At 47.5% G+C, this 16366-nt stretch carries 14 protein-coding genes; 7 read left to right on the forward strand and 7 right to left on the reverse strand.

Annotation, left to right across the window (positions count from 1 at the left end):
- Nucleotides 1–211 precede the first annotated feature (211 nt).
- From ACF8EG_RS12720 to glyQ, 3 genes are all read right to left on the reverse strand, one after another.
- Nucleotides 212–2296 (reverse strand): alpha-amylase, encoded by a 2085-nt coding sequence (locus ACF8EG_RS12720; RefSeq protein WP_206926117.1) that lies wholly within the window; start codon nucleotides 2294–2296, stop codon nucleotides 212–214.
- A 218-nt stretch (nucleotides 2297–2514) separates the two neighbouring features.
- Nucleotides 2515–4596, reverse strand: a complete 2082-nt coding sequence (glyS, locus tag ACF8EG_RS12725) for a glycine--tRNA ligase subunit beta (protein ID WP_069505301.1) — start codon at nucleotides 4594–4596, stop codon at nucleotides 2515–2517.
- 13 nt (nucleotides 4597–4609) lie between these two features.
- Nucleotides 4610–5527, reverse strand: a complete 918-nt coding sequence (glyQ, locus tag ACF8EG_RS12730; protein WP_005458688.1) for a glycine--tRNA ligase subunit alpha — start codon at nucleotides 5525–5527, stop codon at nucleotides 4610–4612.
- Between the two features lie 481 nt (nucleotides 5528–6008).
- On the opposite strand from glyQ, the gene ACF8EG_RS12735 reads away from it, so the two are divergent.
- Together ACF8EG_RS12735 and ACF8EG_RS12740 are read left to right on the forward strand one after the other, a co-directional pair.
- A complete protein-coding gene (locus tag ACF8EG_RS12735; RefSeq protein ID WP_029831367.1) occupies nucleotides 6009–6563 on the forward strand; it encodes a TMEM165/GDT1 family protein in 555 nt (184 codons plus the stop codon).
- Between the two features lie 206 nt (nucleotides 6564–6769).
- Entirely contained in the window at nucleotides 6770–7030 is a 261-nt protein-coding gene (locus tag ACF8EG_RS12740; RefSeq protein WP_005497541.1) for a hypothetical protein, read from the forward strand.
- Between the two features lie 44 nt (nucleotides 7031–7074).
- Here the strand turns inward: ACF8EG_RS12740 and tusA are convergent, their stop codons facing one another.
- On the reverse strand, nucleotides 7075–7323 hold the full coding sequence (gene tusA, locus ACF8EG_RS12745) for a sulfurtransferase TusA (protein WP_005426051.1): 249 nt from the start codon (nucleotides 7321–7323) through the stop codon (nucleotides 7075–7077).
- A gap of 132 nt (nucleotides 7324–7455) precedes the next feature.
- On the opposite strand from tusA, the gene ACF8EG_RS12750 reads away from it, so the two are divergent.
- Both ACF8EG_RS12750 and ACF8EG_RS12755 read left to right on the forward strand, forming a co-directional pair.
- Nucleotides 7456–7638: a hypothetical protein gene (locus ACF8EG_RS12750; protein WP_005458692.1), complete on the forward strand. Its 183-nt coding sequence runs from the start codon at nucleotides 7456–7458 to the stop codon at nucleotides 7636–7638.
- Between the two features lie 165 nt (nucleotides 7639–7803).
- Nucleotides 7804–8745, forward strand: coding sequence for a LysR family transcriptional regulator (locus tag ACF8EG_RS12755; RefSeq protein WP_005458693.1), 942 nt, complete (start codon nucleotides 7804–7806; stop codon nucleotides 8743–8745).
- A 74-nt stretch (nucleotides 8746–8819) separates the two neighbouring features.
- Here ACF8EG_RS12755 and ACF8EG_RS12760 read toward each other — a convergent pair whose 3' ends face one another.
- The 3 genes from ACF8EG_RS12760 to fadB all read right to left on the reverse strand — a co-directional run bounded on the left by ACF8EG_RS12760 (nucleotide 8820) and on the right by fadB (nucleotide 13402).
- Entirely contained in the window at nucleotides 8820–9800 is a 981-nt protein-coding gene (locus tag ACF8EG_RS12760) for an MDR family oxidoreductase (protein ID WP_015296031.1), read from the reverse strand.
- 239 nt (nucleotides 9801–10039) lie between these two features.
- The gene (gene fadA, locus ACF8EG_RS12765) at nucleotides 10040–11215 is read right to left on the reverse strand and encodes an acetyl-CoA C-acyltransferase FadA (protein ID WP_005458696.1); all 1176 of its coding nucleotides are present in this window, start codon (nucleotides 11213–11215) and stop codon (nucleotides 10040–10042) included.
- 15 nt (nucleotides 11216–11230) lie between these two features.
- Nucleotides 11231–13402: a fatty acid oxidation complex subunit alpha FadB gene (fadB, locus tag ACF8EG_RS12770; protein ID WP_069505303.1), complete on the reverse strand. Its 2172-nt coding sequence runs from the start codon at nucleotides 13400–13402 to the stop codon at nucleotides 11231–11233.
- Nucleotides 13403–13659: 257 nt separating this feature from the next.
- Here fadB and ACF8EG_RS12775 point away from each other — a divergent pair, with 257 nt between their 5' ends.
- The 3 genes from ACF8EG_RS12775 to hemG are packed head-to-tail and all read left to right on the forward strand — an operon-like array spanning nucleotide 13660 to nucleotide 16324.
- On the forward strand, nucleotides 13660–14283 hold the full coding sequence (locus ACF8EG_RS12775; protein WP_069505305.1) for a YigZ family protein: 624 nt from the start codon (nucleotides 13660–13662) through the stop codon (nucleotides 14281–14283).
- Between the two features lie 46 nt (nucleotides 14284–14329).
- Complete coding sequence (locus ACF8EG_RS12780) at nucleotides 14330–15787, forward strand: TrkH family potassium uptake protein (RefSeq protein WP_005465049.1); 1458 nt, start codon at nucleotides 14330–14332, stop codon at nucleotides 15785–15787.
- A 9-nt stretch (nucleotides 15788–15796) separates the two neighbouring features.
- Complete coding sequence (gene hemG, locus ACF8EG_RS12785) at nucleotides 15797–16324, forward strand: menaquinone-dependent protoporphyrinogen IX dehydrogenase (RefSeq protein ID WP_005465051.1); 528 nt, start codon at nucleotides 15797–15799, stop codon at nucleotides 16322–16324.
- The last annotated feature ends 42 nt before the right edge of the window (nucleotides 16325–16366 follow it).

Below are 16366 nucleotides of genomic sequence, written 5' to 3' on the forward strand. Positions count from 1 at the left end.
ATATACCTAATTCATTGTGATTGCTTTATGTGTCTTGATTGCTGACGAAACATCAGCTTATAGAGTAATACTTGACCTTACCCTAATGTTATTACGACGCAAAGTGTGAATTTACTCGAAGAAGAAAAAAGTCTGTCATCAGACCAGATGGAGAGGATTTGGAATTAAAAAAGGGAAGCGAAATGCTTCCCTTGCTGGTGGAGTGAGTCGGTTATTCGCCAGTGTAAACAATCAGTACTTTGTCGTCTTGGTATTGGCGTTCGAAAGCGTAGTAGCCTTCTTGATTACGAGTGATGTGCTTACCTTGAGCAACCGCTGGGTGGCGTTGACGGAATTCGCCCAATTTCTGCCAATGTTGTAGTAAGTCTTCACGCTCGCCATGAATCTTGTCCCATGGCATGTCGGAACGTGTACCTTGGGTCGGATCGGATCCTGTCACGCCAAAGTCACGGGCAATCTCATCGCCGTAGTAGATTTGTACTGCACCCGGTGCCAGCATTAACGCATTGGCGGCGCGAGCTTGGTCACCAAAGCTGCGGCTGCGTGCTGACCAAAACAGTTGAGTATCGTGCGAAGACAGGTAACTCAACACGTTGAACTCAGGATCTGAGTTAATACGCTCTGCATAGCGGCGGTAATCATTATCAAGTTGAGCGAAACACTTTAGCGCTTTTGGTGCCACGTCAGATTGGAACTCGAAGTTGATGATCGAATCGAAGCCGTTATCGAAATACGGGCTCTTCACCACGCTGTGTGCCCACACTTCGCCGGTCATCCAAAATGGCAGATCGTCTAGTGCTTTGTCGGGGTGGTTTTGTTTCCATTCGGCGAGGGCTTGAGTGGTACTTGCTTTGAGCTCTGCCCACGCTTCCATCTCAACGTGTTTGGCGGTATCGACGCGGAAGCCATCAATGCCGTAATCACGTACCCAATCCGATAGCCATGTGATCAGATGTTCTCGTGGGGTTTTCAATTCATCTTGCGCATTGGTGTCTTTATTGCGGAAGAAGTTTGGTAGTCCGGTTTTCTGCGTCGATTCGGTTTTTAGATCCGGTAGGTAGTTCAAAGACATGGTGATGTCGTTGTATCCCGGCGCATCGTAATCGCCAATGTCGGTGCGAATCCAATCTTTGCCCCACCATTTTTCCCACGCTTCACTATCACCGTATTTGATGTAGTCGTTGAAGCTGTGCCAGCTTTGTCCAGATTTTGGCTGCCAGTCGGTCCATTTTTCACCAAGTACTTGTTTGGCTTCTTGGTCATCAAGGTAAAGTTGACCAAAGCCGAATTCCTGCATGTCGGCTAATGTGGCGTAGCCAGTATGGTTCATGACCACGTCCCAAATCACGCGGATGCCTTTCTTGTGCGCGGTATCGATGAAGGTTCTCAGCTCATCTTTGGTACCCATGTTGGCATCAAGCTTGGTCCAATCTTGGTGGTAGTAGCCGTGATAGCCGTAGTGTTTAAAGTCGCCTTTATCGCCGCCGCCAACCCAGCCGTGGATTTGTTCTAGTGGTGAGGTTATCCAGATGGCATTCACACCGAGGGATTCGATGTAATCGAGTTTTTCCGTCAGACCCGCTAAGTCACCACCGTGGAAGGTACCAATCTCGTATTTGCCGTCTTTGCTGCGACCGTAGCTGTTGTCATTGTCTGGGTTACCATTGTAGAAGCGGTCGGTCATGACAAAATACACCGTCGCGTTGTCCCAGCTGAACGGTTTATCGGCTTGCTGTTCAACCTCTTCTAACAGCAATAGACCTTGGCTCATCGGGCCTGGTTGCATGGTGACGCTGCCATTGGCGACGGTGGCTTCTTGCCCGGTTAAGGCGTCACGAACAACAGTGCCATCAGTAAAGGTTTGGGCTACGTTGATGGTTTTAGCTGTGTCGGTTGCAACAGGGCAAGAATAGGTGATGTCCTGACTCTGTTTTGGTTTGATTTTAACGGTTAGCTCATTGGTGTCTGGATTGAGCGTGAAGAGGTAGGTATTGGCTTTGAAAATGCGCAGCTGCATAGATGTGTCGGTTGCGCAGTTATCCATTTTTAATGGTGTATTGAATTTGATGCGGTTTTCTTCCGCTAGCGCAAAGCTGTTGCCACAGGTTTGTTTGCTGTCGGCAATGGTAAAGGTGTAGTTGCCTTTTTCTAGTTTTTGCTCTGCGACGAGTAAACCGTCTGAGTTTGGTTCGAAGACGGCAGTATCGTCTCCAACGCTTAATACGATGGCATTTTCTGGAATTTGGCTGCAGGCGCTCAGTAGGCCGATAGAGAGTGCGAGAATTGTTTTTTTCATTGTGTCCTTCCCCCCGAGTAAACAACCCAGTTATAGCAAAACTGTGCCTCTACAATCCGAGCTCTGCACCAACAAGTTCAACGCGTCTCACCCTACAAATTTTTGCCTTGTTCACAAAATGAATAATAAGAACCGGTAATCTCCGTTTGAAGGCAACAAAAAAGGGAAGCTGACGCTTCCCTTTTACTTATCTCTTAATCACTTCGAAGAGTAATGAATTACTTTTGAAGCAAAGAAATGTCTGCGATCTGTAGGAACAGGTTACGCAGGTTGTTTAGCAGTGTCAGACGGTTCTTCTTAAGTGCTTCGTCGTCTGCCATGACCATTACGTTATCGAAGAACGCATCAACTGGTTCACGTAGGTCAGCTAGCTTGCTCAGTGCTTCTTGGTAGTTACCGGTTGCAAATGCTGGCTCTAGCGCTTCTGTCATTACTTCAACGCTTTCAGCCAGTGCTTTCTCTGCGTCTTCTTGTAGCAATGCTAGGTCAATCTCTTCTGCAAGTTCGCCGTCGAACTTCGCTAGGATGTTACCTACACGCTTGTTCGCGGCTGCTAGAGACTCTGCCGCTTCCAGCTCACGGAAGTGAGATACCGCTTTTACGCGTTGGTCGAAGTCTGCTGGTTTGGTTGGACGACGAGCCAATACTGCTTGGATGATGTCGACACTGAAACCTTCGTCTTGGTACCAAGCACGGAAACGGCCAAGCATGAAATCAATCACGTCTTGCTCAACATTCTCGTTAGTGAGTTTGTTACCAAACTGAACTTTCGCTTCACGGATCAGGTCGACAAGGTCTAGGTTGTAACCATTCTCAACGATGATACGCAGTACACCCAGTGATGCGCGACGCAGTGCGAATGGGTCGCTGCCTTTCGGTGCCTGGCCAATACCGAAGATACCCACGATAGTGTCTAGCTTATCTGCCATTGCGACTGCTGAAGAAATCGCTGTGCTTGGTAGTTGGTCACCAGCAAAACGAGGCATGTACTGCTCGTAAAGTGCGAGGGCAACTTGCTCATCTTCGCCGTCGTGCGTTGCGTAGTGCATACCCATGACACCTTGAGTATCGGTAAATTCGAATACCATCGAGGTCATTAGGTCACATTTCGCCAATAGGCCAGCGCGCGTCGCTTTTTCTACATCAGCATCAATCTGTTTTGCAATGTAGCCAGCTAGTGCAGTGATGCGATCGGTTTTATCTTTGATCGTGCCCAGTTGTTTTTGGAAGATTGCTTGTTCTAGTTCAGGTAGACGGTCGATAAGCGGACGCTTACGGTCTGTGTTGAAGAAGAACTCTGCGTCAGCAAGACGAGGACGAACCACTTTCTCGTTACCTTCGATTACGTAACGAGGCTCTTTTGATTCGATGTTCGATACGAAGATGAAGTTCGGTAGTAGCTTTTTGTTTTCGTCGCCGTTCTCATGTGAATAGACGGGGAAGTACTTTTGGTCACCTTTCATGGTGTAAACCAACGCTTCAGAAGGTACTTTTAGGAACTCTTCTTCGAACTTCGCGGTTAGTACCACTGGCCATTCAACCAGAGACGTAACTTCTTCTACTAGGTCATCTTCTAGGTCAGCGATACCGCCAACCGCTGCAGCTGCTTTTTGTGCGTCAGCTAGGATGATGGCTTTACGCGCTTCGTAATCTGCCATGACTTTACCGCGCTCTTCTAGGATTGCAGGGTATTGCTCAGCAGAATCGATAGTGAACTCTTTTTCACCCATGAAGCGGTGGCCACGGATAGTGCGGCTTGACGCTACGCCTAGGATCTCGCCTTCGATTAGGTCGCTGCCCATTAGCATGGTTAGCGTCTTAACTGGACGGATAAATTGAGTGGTTTTGTTACCCCAACGCATTGGTTTTGCGATAGGTAGGTTTGCTAGTGCTTTTGCTGCTAGCTCAACCACGATCTCAGAAGCAGGCTGACCTTTCACTTCTTGCTTGAACAGTAGCCATTCGCCTTTGTCAGTTACCATGCGCTCTGCTTGGTCAACCGAGATACCACAACCGCGCGCCCAGCCTTGAGCCGCTTTGGTTGGGTTACCTTCAGCGTCGAATGCTGCAGAAACCGCAGGACCACGTTTTTCAACGACTTTGTCTGATTGGCTTTCTGCCAATGCCGCTACTTTCAGTGCAAGACGACGAGGTGCCGCGAACCATTTTACGCCTTCGTGAGCAAGCTCAGCGTTTTTTAGTTCTGCTTCGAAGTTTGCTGCGAATGCTTCAGCTAGGGTGCGAAGTTGCGTTGGTGGTAGCTCTTCTGTACCTAGTTCGATTAGAAATTCTTTTGCCATGTTACTCTACCCCTTACGCTTGTTCTTTCTTACACATTGGGAAGCCAAGAGCTTCACGCGATGCGTAGTATGCTTCTGCTACTGCTTTAGTCAGATTGCGGATGCGCAGGATGTAACGTTGACGCTCTGTAACAGAGATGGCTTTACGTGCGTCTAACAAGTTGAACGCGTGTGCCGCTTTCAAGATGCGCTCGTAAGCTGGTAGAGGTAGCGGTTTCTCTAGCTCTAGTAGTTCTTTCGATTCTTTTTCACACTGGTCGAAGAAGCTGAATAGGAAATCAACGTCTGCGTGTTCGAAGTTGTAAGTTGATTGCTCAACTTCGTTTTGGTGGAAAATGTCACCGTAAGTTACCTTGCTGCCGTCTGGCGCGATGTTCCAAGTTAGGTCGTAAACCGAGTCTACTTCTTGGATGTACATTGCTAGACGTTCGATACCGTAAGTGATCTCACCCGTTACCGGTTTACACTCAAGGCCGCCAACTTGTTGGAAGTAAGTAAACTGAGTCACTTCCATGCCGTTTAGCCAAACTTCCCAGCCTAGACCCCATGCGCCTAGTGTTGGGTTTTCCCAGTTGTCTTCTACGAAACGGATGTCGTGCACAAGTGGGTCAATACCAAGAACTTCAAGGGAGCCAAGGTACAACTCTTGAATATTGTCAGGCGATGGTTTTAGCGCTACTTGGAATTGGTAGTAGTGCTGAAGACGGTTAGGGTTTTCACCGTAACGGCCATCAGTAGGACGACGTGAAGGTTGTACGTAAGCTGTCGACATTGGCTCTGGGCCAAGCGCTCGTAGACAGGTCATTGGGTGAGAGGTACCCGCACCCACTTCCATATCTAGCGGTTGAACAATGGTACAACCATTTTGAGCCCAATAATCCTGCAGCGCGAGGATCATTCCCTGGAAGGTTTTGATATCGTATTTTTGCATAAGTCAGGTTCGCGCGATTCTCTAGTTACTCATTAATTCGTCTCGTATGCCGAGTTTTTCAACTCAAACAAGGGCGATAAAGAGTAATTACGGTTGAATAAAATAACAATCAAGTATAACCAGATATTGAGCATGGGAGTAGAGCTAATCTTGATTAATTCGTGGGCAATTTTCTCCTTTAATGAATTTTTACCGCGTTATCTGCTGTATTTTTCCTAAAAGGGAGTTTTCACCTGCTTTGACTCTTGTGATGCGCAACAAAGGTGGCTAGAATTGCGCCTGTCTTTGGGGAGTAGCTTACCTGATGAAGTCTCTGTTTCATCCGGTTCGTTCGTCAACATAATTGGTGCAAAATCACCATGGCGTTCGAGACTTGAAGCCTTTCAAGTTTAGCAAGACCTTAGACAAATCATCACGAACCGGGGTGGGGCGTGAGGTTTGTCTATGGTTAAAATAATTATCCCGCCCCAATGAGCATGTCGTGAGCGTTTTAGCTATTTCAATTACTACTGTAGCGTTAGCAGAAATTGGCGATAAGACCCAATTGCTATCCCTATTACTTGCCAGTCGTTACCGCAAACCCATTCCAATTATTGCAGCCATCTTTTTAGCCACCATTGCCAACCACGCTTTAGCTGCATGGTTAGGTGTGGTAGTGGCCGACTATCTATCTCCTGATGTTTTAAAATGGGTGCTGGTGGTCAGTTTTGTTGCCATGGCAGCTTGGGTTCTGATCCCAGACAAACTGGATGACGACGAAGAGATCTCGAATCGTGGACCATTCATTGCCAGCTTTATTGCCTTCTTTGTTGCTGAAATCGGTGATAAAACTCAGATTGCGACTTCCATTCTAGGCGCGCAATACGCGGATGCGCTGAGTTGGGTCATACTTGGCACTACCATTGGTATGCTGTTGGCCAACGTGCCAGTGGTGTTGATTGGTAAGCTTTCAGCAGACAAGATGCCATTGGGTTTGATCCGTAAAGTAACCGCTATTTTGTTCGTGTTGTTGGCTATTGGTGCGGCCTTATTTTAATGGTTTGAAGCGGATAACGTAGCCTGAAAAGGAAAAATGTTATCTGCGAACAATCGTTAAAATGGTGCGAATTATCAATAACTAGCGAATTAGTGGCGCAGCTCAAACTCTGACTTAAAATCGCTCCGTAGCGTGACGGATGACATATTAGTGTCATACTTGTCATGGTAGTTTAATGGTGTGAATGATAGCGAGAGGGCAAGTTTATGCTTACACGTTACATGGGGATGACCCCAAAGAGTCAGAGTTATTTATTCACCTTTGGTTTGGCGCTGTGCTTGTTAGCGATGGTACTGACTGATATGTGGTTGCCGATTGTGGCAGGGACGTTCATTCTTACTGGCTTGACGGTTGAAGCGTGGATTCGGGTGGCGCACATTATTCCAATGCATGAAGAAATACGTGCGATGCAGAAACAACTTAACAAACTCCAATCTGAAGTTCGCACACTAGAATATGACGAATAAACAAACGGCAGCCCACTGGGCTGCCGTTTTTGATCTCACTGAGATTATTCCAAACCTTTCTTAATCAGGTATTGATAAGGCAGCTGCTCTGTTTGTGCTGCAATCAACTGGTGATCCATAAAGCGGCAGAAACTCGGAATATCTCGAGTTGTCGATGGGTCGTCCGCTTTTACTAGCAAAACCTCACCATCTTGCATGTTGCGAATTGTCTTCCTGACCATCATCACTGGCTCTGGGCAGCGCAGTCCTTCCGCCTCTAACGTCTTTGTTGCCAGTTCAGGATTAAAGCTCATAGTGTGATTCTCGTAACTAACTTAGCGGTGAATTTTACGTTCGTTGAAAAAATATTCAATAACCACTTGGCAAACGGATTTTTTTGTTTTACCTTAAATTAACAATTTGGTAACAACTGGCGAGGGGAGGCGATGTTAACAGCGTTAGACAGACTCACGATTTACTCAGTGCTGTGTTTTATCTCGTTCTGTGCATTGGTACTTAGAACGCCAGCTGAAACCTCATTGATGCCCTTAGCAGGCATGAGTGCAACCATTATTGGGATTTGGATTGAGATGCACAAATGGTCAGGTGCATCAGAGCAAGAGAATTAGCGCCTCTTGCCTCAATCAAACATGATCAATACCGCTCACCTATTTTTATCAACACTTCATTCCGACACTATCCCCATTTTTCTTGGGCTTCCCCGCTGAAAGGCGGGATTTTTTTTGCCTGAAGAGTACAATTTGATAAAACCCTCGCATTGTAAGTGGCAAATCGTGGAACTAGAAGACATCTATCGCCGAGATCTGAATTTATTAGTCGCGTTGCGTGTACTGATTGAAGAAAGCAGCGTCAGTAAGGCGGCAACTCGCCTTAATTTAAGCCAATCGGCGATGAGTCGTGTGTTAGGGCGATTACGCGATCTGCTTGGCGATCCGCTGTTTACGCGCCAAGGTCAGCACTTGATCCCAACCCAAAAAGCGCTAGAAATTGATCGCTCTTTAGGTGAACCGTTGGAATCGCTGCGCCAATTGTTGTCGCCCGTCGAGTTCGATCCTCAGCAGTGCGATCAGACGTTCACTATCGCGACCACGGACTACGCTATGCAAACCATTCTGCCGTTTGCTTTACCGCGCATTTATCAAGAAGCGCCGAATGTGTCGTTTAACTTTTTGCCTTTGCAGCATGACCGTTTATCCGATCAGTTGACTTATGAAGGGGCAGATCTCGCCATTTGTCGCCCAACAGGCCCCGTAGAGCCGCTGCGTAGCGAGATTCTTGGTCGCGTTGGCGTGTTGTGTTTACTGTCCAAACAGCATCCTTTGGCGAATCAAGAGATGAGTTTGGACGACTATTTGAGCCACCCTCACGCGATGATTGCCATCAGTGACGGAGTGAAAGCGTTGATTGAGCAAGCTCTGATCGACAAGCCGCAACGCAAAATGGTGCTGCGTGCGTACCATTTAGAAGCTGCGCTGGCGATTGTGGATACACTACCTATCATCATTACCGTTCCGGCAGATTTGGCGTATCTGGTTGCTGAGCGTTATGACCTAGTCGTAAAACCGTTGCCATTCCAATTTACGCCTTTTGATTATTCGATGATTTGGCATGCGCGCTGTGAGCATTCTCCTGCTCAAGAATGGCTGCGCTCCGTTGTGCGTGAAGAGTGCAGCAGGCTGATTGCAAAGCGAATCGAAGACATGGGATTGAACTGATAACAAAAGAGCCAGCAACGCTGGCTCTATTTACGTGAAGTGCTGATTTGTAGCTTGATAACGTAGCTTTATAGCTACAGCTTGATGACTACGCGACCCGTTACTTGGCCGTTGGTAATATCTTCGGCGTATTTTGGCGCTTCAGCGAGCTCTACTTCAGTACACGCTTGCTCGAAGTAGCTGTCTGGTAGTAGCTCAACCAGTTTTTCCCACGCTGCGATACGTTTTTCGGTTGGACACATCACGGAATCCACACCTTGCAGACGCACATTACGTAGGATGAACGGCATTACTGTGGTTGGCAGGTCAAAACCGCCAGCAAGACCACACGCCGCGACGGCGCTGTTGTAATCCATTTGCGCCAATACTTTCGCTAGCACTTTGCTGCCAACGGTGTCGACTGCGCCAGCCCAAATTTGTTTTTCTAGTGGGCGTGCAGGCTCTTCAAATTCAACACGGTCGATGATGCGACTTGCGCCCAGTTTTTCTAAAAGCGGACCGTTTTGTTCAACACGACCAGTAACGGCTGCCACTTTGTAGCCCAGTTGAGCCAGAAGCGTCACCGCCACCGAACCTACGCCGCCACTGGCGCCAGTGACAAGGATTTCGCCAGCTTCTGGTTTGATGTCAGCATCCAGCAGAGCTTGAACACACAGCATTGCGGTAAAGCCAGCTGTACCGACCATCATGGCTTTTTTGCTGTCTAAGCCTTTTGGTAGTGGAACCAACCAATCCGCCTTTAGACGTGCACGTTGCGCCATACCGCCCCAGTGGTTTTCGCCGACACCCCAGCCAGTAAGGACTACTTTATCGCCTGCTTGGTAGCGTGCATCATCAGAGCTTACGACCGTACCTGCTAGATCAATGCCTGGTACCATTGGGAAGTTGCGGATGATTTTACCTTTCCCTGTGATCGCAAGGCCATCCTTGTAGTTTAACGATGAGTAATCAACGTCAATCAATACGTCGCCTTCCGGCAGTTGTGTTTCATCGATTTGTTCGATGTTTGCGATAGTACGTTTGTCTTCTTGGTTTAGAACTAGAGCATTAAACATAAGGTTCTCCGAGTGTGCGATAGCGCGGCTGGAATGCCACGAGCAGCAAGCCATTAACTGCCTGTAAGTGTATGCCTTCTTTATTTATGAATAAAATGAAACTTCATCATCTAATTTATGTGTTTTGTGCATAAATTATAGGGTGCCTAATAAAAGAAAAGGCGACATAAGATGCCGCCTTAAGTGTAATACCAAATTTTGCTGGTATTGGTTGATTACCTAACTGGTGATGTTAAGGGCTACGGGCGCTCAAAGACTGTCGCGATACCCTGACCAAGACCGATACACATGGTCGCAAGGCCGTATTTGGCGTCCTTGGCTTCCATTAGGTTGATAAGCGTTGTCGAGATACGTGCGCCAGAACAACCCAATGGGTGACCTAGAGCAATCGCGCCGCCATTCAGGTTCACTTTTTCGTCCATCACCTCAAGCAGACCTAGGTCTTTCGCACATGGCAGAGATTGCGCTGCAAACGCTTCGTTTAGCTCGACAACGTCCATATCTTCAATTGCAAGACCTGCACGTTTCAGCGCTTTTTGCGTTGCAGGTACAGGGCCGTAACCCATGATGGATGGATCGCAACCTGCGATCGCCATGCCTTTGATTCGTGCGCGAATCTTCAAACCAAGTTCATTGGCTTTCTCTTCGCTCATGATCAGCATTGCGGATGCACCATCAGATAGAGCGGAAGACGTGCCGGCTGTTACCGTACCGTTCGCTGGGTCGAATACCGGGCGCAGTTGAGACAGACCTTCAACGGTGGTCTCTGGACGAATCACTTCATCGTAATCTAACTGGAACAATGTACCGTCTGCTGCGTGGCCTTCGGTTGGTAGGATTTCGTTTTTAAAGCGACCTTCCAATGTTGCTGCGTGAGCACGAGCGTGAGAGCGCGCCGCAAACTCATCTTGTTGCTCACGGCTGATACCATGAAGCTTACCAAGCATTTCAGCGGTTAAACCCATCATACCAGCGGCTTTGGCGACATTTTTCGACATGCCAGGGTGGAAGTCTACACCGTGGTTCATTGGTACGTGACCCATGTGCTCGACACCGCCGATCAGGCAAATTTCCGCGTCACCTGTCATGATTGCACGAGTACCATCATGCAGGGCTTGCATAGATGAGCCACACAGACGATTCACGGTTACTGCGCCAATCTCAATTGGTAGGCCAGCAAGCAGCGCTGCATTACGCGCGATGTTAAAGCCTTGCTCAAGCGTTTGTTGCACACAGCCCCAGTAGATGTCTTCAATCTCACTTGGGTTCACTTGTGGGTTGCGTGCCAGAATGCCTTTCATTAGGTGCGCAGAAAGGTCTTCTGCACGAGTATGACGGAAAGCACCACCTTTAGAGCGACCCATTGGGGTACGTAGACAATCGACTACGACAACGTTTCTGGTTTGATTAGTCATTTTGGGAATCCCTCCTTAGATAGAACCTTGCTGTTGCGCGCCATAGAAGCTTTCGCCTTTCGCCGCCATATCAATCAACATTTGCGGAACATGGTACATCGCGCCTAGATCAGCGTGCTGTTTTGCCATTTCAACAAATTCAGCAATACCTACGCTGTCTAGGTAGCGGAATACACCGCCGCGGAATGGAGGGAAACCAAGGCCGTAAACCAGCGCCATATCTGCTTCTTGAGGAGTTGCAATAATGCCTTCTTGCAGACACAGCACCACTTCGTTGATCATCGGAATCATCATACGTTGGATGATGGTCTGCTCATCGAACTCTTGTTTATCCGCGCAGACGTCTGCCAGTACTGGCAAGATATCTTCAGTGAAGGTTTTCTTAGGCTTACCTTTTTTATCAATGGTGTAGCTGTAGAAACCGTTGCCATTCTTCTGACCGTATTTGTTGGCTTCGAATAGAGCATCAATCGCGTCACGACCTTGTTTGCCCATTCGCTCAGGGAAACCTTCTGCCATCACCGCTTGTGCGTGGTGCGCAGTATCGATGCCGACTACATCAAGCAAGTACGCCGGGCCCATCGGCCAGCCAAATTTGCGTTCCATGACTTTGTCGACTTTAGTGAAGTCTGCACCGTCACGAAGCAACATGCTGAAACCGCCAAAGTACGGGAATAATACGCGGTTGACGAAGAATCCCGGACAGTCGTTCACGACGATTGGGGATTTACCCATTTTTGCTGCGTAAGCCACTACGCGGTTGATGGTTTCATCAGAAGTTTTCTCACCACGGATGATTTCAACCAAAGGCATGCGATGCACAGGGTTAAAGAAGTGCATACCACAGAAGTTTTCTGGGCGTTTAAGTGATTGTGCCAATAGGTTGATTGGAATCGTCGATGTGTTTGATGTAATGACGGTGTCTTCACCAACGTGCGATTCGACTTCGCTCAGTACCGCTGCTTTTACTTTTGGATTTTCGACAACGGCTTCAACAATCACATCTGAATTTTCGATGCCTGCGTAATGTAGGCTTGGGGTAATTGATGCCAAAATGCCCGCCATCTTGAAGCCGTCGATACGACCTTGAGCAAGGCGTTTGTTTAGCAGTTTAGACGCTTCGGTCATGCCTAAATCGAGAGATGGTTGGGCGATGTCTTTCATCAATACTGGCACGCCTTTCAGCGCAGATTGGTAAGCGATGCCACCACCCATGATGCCTGCACCTAATACCGCTGCTCGCTCAGTGTCTTTGCTTGCTGATTTCGCCGCTTTTTTCGCGATGCCTTTGATGTATTGGTCGTTGAGGAACAGACCAACCAGAGCTTTGGCTTCTTCTGATTTCGCGAGTTTAACGAAGTATTTGCGTTCAATGTCGAGTGCTTCGTTACGTGCAAAGCGTGCGCCTTCTTCAATCGTAATAACTGCAGTCATTGGCGCAGGGTAGTGTGGACCGGCTACTTGTGCCACTAGGCCTTTTGCCATTGTGAAGCTCATCATCGACTCTAGCTTGCTGAGTGTCAGTGGCGAGGTTTTTTGTTTACGACGTGCTTGCCAATCGATCTTTTCGTTGATAGCTGAAGTCAGTGTTTGCAATGCGGATTCATACAACGCATCAGTTTCAACCACGGCATCCAATAAACCAATCTTCAATGCTTCATCTGCACGACATGCTTTGCCTTGCGTGATGATTTCCATCGCGCTATCTGCACCGATAACACGCGGCAAACGCACACAACCACCAAAGCCTGGCATGATGCCCAGTTTAGTTTCTGGCAGACCAATGCTGGTGGTCTTGTCACCGATACGCATGTCGGTAGCCAGTACGCATTCGCAGCCGCCGCCAAGTGTGTGACCTTTAAGTACTGAGATTGTCGGAACGGGTAAGTCTTCTAGTTTATTGAAGATGCTATTGGCAAATTGTAGCCATTGATCGAGCTCGGCGTTTGTTTTAGCGAAGAGGCCCAAGAATTCAGTGATGTCTGCGCCAACGATGAACGCGTCTTTATCTGAAGTGAGCATTAAGCCTTTTAGACCTTGATGTGAAGTCAACGCATCAAGAGCCTTATCGAGAGACTCTAGCGTTGCTAGGTCGAGCTTGTTTACGGATTTAGGGGAGCAGAAGCTCAGCTCTGCTATGCCATCTTGTATTTCCTTTACCTGTAGGGTGTCGGCTTGGTAAATCATTGTCTATCTCCATGACATACAATCGTGGATTGTCTGTATACCTATTGTTAGTGCTGAATTCGTCGGCAAATAAGTATCGAGGAAGTCGTTTATTCTTATTCTGGTTTGACCAGTAAAGTTAGTTTGGATCGCGGATTGTTTAATTTCAATACATTTTTTAAACAAGTGTTTAACATTGTGCGCTGTGGCAGATCTTATGCGACTCTGAATTCACTCTCGTGATAGACTTCGAGCAAAGTAAACATTGACCTAATGCTATGAATGACCAGCCTTATCTGATTCCCTCAGCGCCAGCTCTGTTTGAAGAAGAAATCAAAAAAAGTGTCTTTATTACCTACCTCGCACACACGCCAAGCGTTGATGCGGCGAAGGCGTTTGTTGATCAAATTAAAGCCAAACACTCGGATGCAAGACACAATTGCTGGGGATTCGTAGCGGGCAGACCTGAAGATTCAATGAAATGGGGCTTTAGCGATGACGGCGAGCCGTCCGGGACTGCTGGCAAGCCAATTTTGGCGCAGCTATCGGGTTCTGGCGTGGGAGAAATCACTGCGGTAGTGACGCGATATTCAGGGGGCATCAAGCTTGGTACTGGCGGTTTAGTCAAAGCTTACGGCGGCGGGGTGCAGCAAGCTCTCAAGCTGCTTCAAACTATTGAGAAAAAAATAACCACAAAACTCAGACTAACGTTAGACTATGGGTTTATGCCTATCGCCCAGTCGATCATGCCTCAATTTGGTGCGGTAGAAGTCGCTGCTGAATATAGCGATCAGGTAACATTAGTGGTGGAAATTGAGCTTCGTGAAGTGAGCGCGTTTACCCAAGCTATCATCAATAAAAGTGGGGCAAAGGCAATTGTAACCCCACTCGACGGACAATAATGAAAACCAGGAAGCAACAGGGACAGCTTCGCTAGTCAATCAATCCATGCAATTTCGTTCAATTATTCGAATCGTCGGGCTTTTGCTCGCGCTTTTTAGTGTCACCATGTTGGCACCTGCACTGGTTGCGCTTCTTTATCGAGACGGCGCTGGTGTACCTTTTGTCACGACTTTTTTTGTGCTGCTTTTTTGTGGAGCGATGTGTTGGTTTCCTAACCGTCGGCATAAACATGAGCTCAAATCACGTGATGGCTTTCTTATCGTTGTTCTTTTCTGGACGGTTTTGGGCAGCGCGGGTTCGCTTCCATTTTTAATCGCAGATAATCCCAACATTTCTGTGACTGACGCTTTTTTTGAATCCTTCTCTGCTTTAACTACGACAGGGGCGACCGTTATTGTCGGACTTGACGAGTTACCTAAAGCGATTTTGTTCTACCGCCAATTTCTACAATGGTTTGGTGGGATGGGGATCATCGTACTTGCGGTCGCTATTTTGCCAGTGTTGGGCATCGGTGGGATGCAGTTGTACCGCGCAGAAATTCCGGGTCCAGTGAAAGATACCAAAATGACCCCGCGCATAGCCGAGACAGCAAAAGCGCTGTGGTACATCTATTTAAGCCTGACAATCGCTTGTGCGGTTGCTTTTTGGCTCGCGGGCATGACGCCGTTTGATGCCATCAGCCACAGCTTCTCTACTATTGCGATTGGTGGCTTCTCAACTCACGATGCCAGCATGGGCTACTTCGACAGTTATGCGATTAACCTGATTACCGTGGTGTTCTTGCTGATCTCTGCTTGTAACTTCACTCTGCACTTTGCGGCATTTGCCTCTGGTGGGGTTCATCCTAAGTATTACTGGAAAGACCCAGAGTTCCGCGCGTTCATCTTTATTCAGGTGTTACTGTTTTTGGTTTGCTTCTTACTACTATTGAAGCACCACTCTTACACATCACCTTATGATGCGTTTGACCAAGCATTGTTCCAAACTGTCTCCATCTCGACAACCGCAGGTTTCACCACAACCGGTTTTGCAGATTGGCCATTGTTCTTGCCAGTGCTGTTGCTGTTCTCCTCTTTTATAGGAGGATGCGCAGGTTCGACCGGTGGTGGTATGAAAGTGATCCGCATTCTGCTTCTTACCTTACAAGGTGCGCGTGAACTTAAACGTTTGGTTCACCCTCGTGCGGTTTACACCATCAAAGTCGGAGGTAGTGCATTACCGCAACGTGTGGTCGATGCTGTATGGGGATTCTTCTCAGCATACGCATTAGTGTTTGTGGTATGTATGTTGGGTTTGATTGCAACAGGCATGGATGAGTTAAGTGCATTCTCTGCCGTAGCAGCGACACTCAACAACCTTGGCCCTGGATTGGGCGAAGTCGCACTTCACTTTGGTGATGTAAACGACAAAGCGAAATGGGTGTTGATCGTCTCCATGCTATTTGGTCGTCTGGAAATATTTACCTTACTTATTCTACTCACGCCGACGTTTTGGCGTAGTTAAGGGGAAATCGTGGCAAAAGCATTATTTCTATACTCTTCTCGTGAAGGGCAAACCAAAAAAATCTTCCACTATATAGAAGAGCAATTAACAGACTTTGAATGTGAGCTGGTGGATTTACATAATGTAGAGACGATGGATTTCAGCCAATATGAAAAAGTGCTCATTGGTGCCTCTATTCGTTATGGTCACCTAAATAAGAAGCTATACCAATTTATTGAACGCAACCTCACTCAGCTAGAACAGAATAAAGTGGCTTTCTTCTGTGTGAACTTAACTGCCCGCAAAGAAGACCAAGGGAAAGATACCCCAGAAGGAAGTGCCTACATTCGTAAGTTCCTAATCAAATCTCCTTGGAAGCCAACATTAATTGGAGTCTTCGCTGGTGCCCTTTATTATCCGCGCTACGGTTGGTTCGACAAAATGATGATCAAGTTCATTATGTCGATGACTGGTGGTGAAACGGACACGACTAAAGAAGTGGAGTACACCAACTGGGAAAAAGTGGCTCTTTTCGCGGATAAATTCAAAGAACTGTAGAAATAACGTGCTCTTTTAAGTGGTTTTGCTGCAATTTCATCC

The sequence above is a fragment of the Vibrio sp. YQ_11 genome (assembly GCF_043103065.1).
In the GTDB taxonomy this organism is placed as follows: Bacteria; Pseudomonadota; Gammaproteobacteria; order Enterobacterales; family Vibrionaceae; genus Vibrio; species Vibrio parahaemolyticus.

Coding starts and splice junctions, on each gene's coding strand:
- ACF8EG_RS12720 (WP_206926117.1), bottom strand. CDS start 2,296: ATGAAAAAAACAATTCTCGCACTCTCTATCGGCCTACTGAGCGCCTGC.
- glyS (WP_069505301.1), bottom strand. CDS start 4,596: ATGGCAAAAGAATTTCTAATCGAACTAGGTACAGAAGAGCTACCACCA.
- glyQ (WP_005458688.1), bottom strand. CDS start 5,527: ATGCAAAAATACGATATCAAAACCTTCCAGGGAATGATCCTCGCGCTG.
- ACF8EG_RS12740 (WP_005497541.1), top strand. CDS start 6,770: ATGCTTACACGTTACATGGGGATGACCCCAAAGAGTCAGAGTTATTTA.
- tusA (WP_005426051.1), bottom strand. CDS start 7,323: ATGAGCTTTAATCCTGAACTGGCAACAAAGACGTTAGAGGCGGAAGGA.
- ACF8EG_RS12750 (WP_005458692.1), top strand. CDS start 7,456: ATGTTAACAGCGTTAGACAGACTCACGATTTACTCAGTGCTGTGTTTT.
- ACF8EG_RS12760 (WP_015296031.1), bottom strand. CDS start 9,800: ATGTTTAATGCTCTAGTTCTAAACCAAGAAGACAAACGTACTATCGCA.
- fadA (WP_005458696.1), bottom strand. CDS start 11,215: ATGACTAATCAAACCAGAAACGTTGTCGTAGTCGATTGTCTACGTACC.
- fadB (WP_069505303.1), bottom strand. CDS start 13,402: ATGATTTACCAAGCCGACACCCTACAGGTAAAGGAAATACAAGATGGC.
- ACF8EG_RS12775 (WP_069505305.1), top strand. CDS start 13,660: ATGAATGACCAGCCTTATCTGATTCCCTCAGCGCCAGCTCTGTTTGAA.
- ACF8EG_RS12780 (WP_005465049.1), top strand. CDS start 14,330: ATGCAATTTCGTTCAATTATTCGAATCGTCGGGCTTTTGCTCGCGCTT.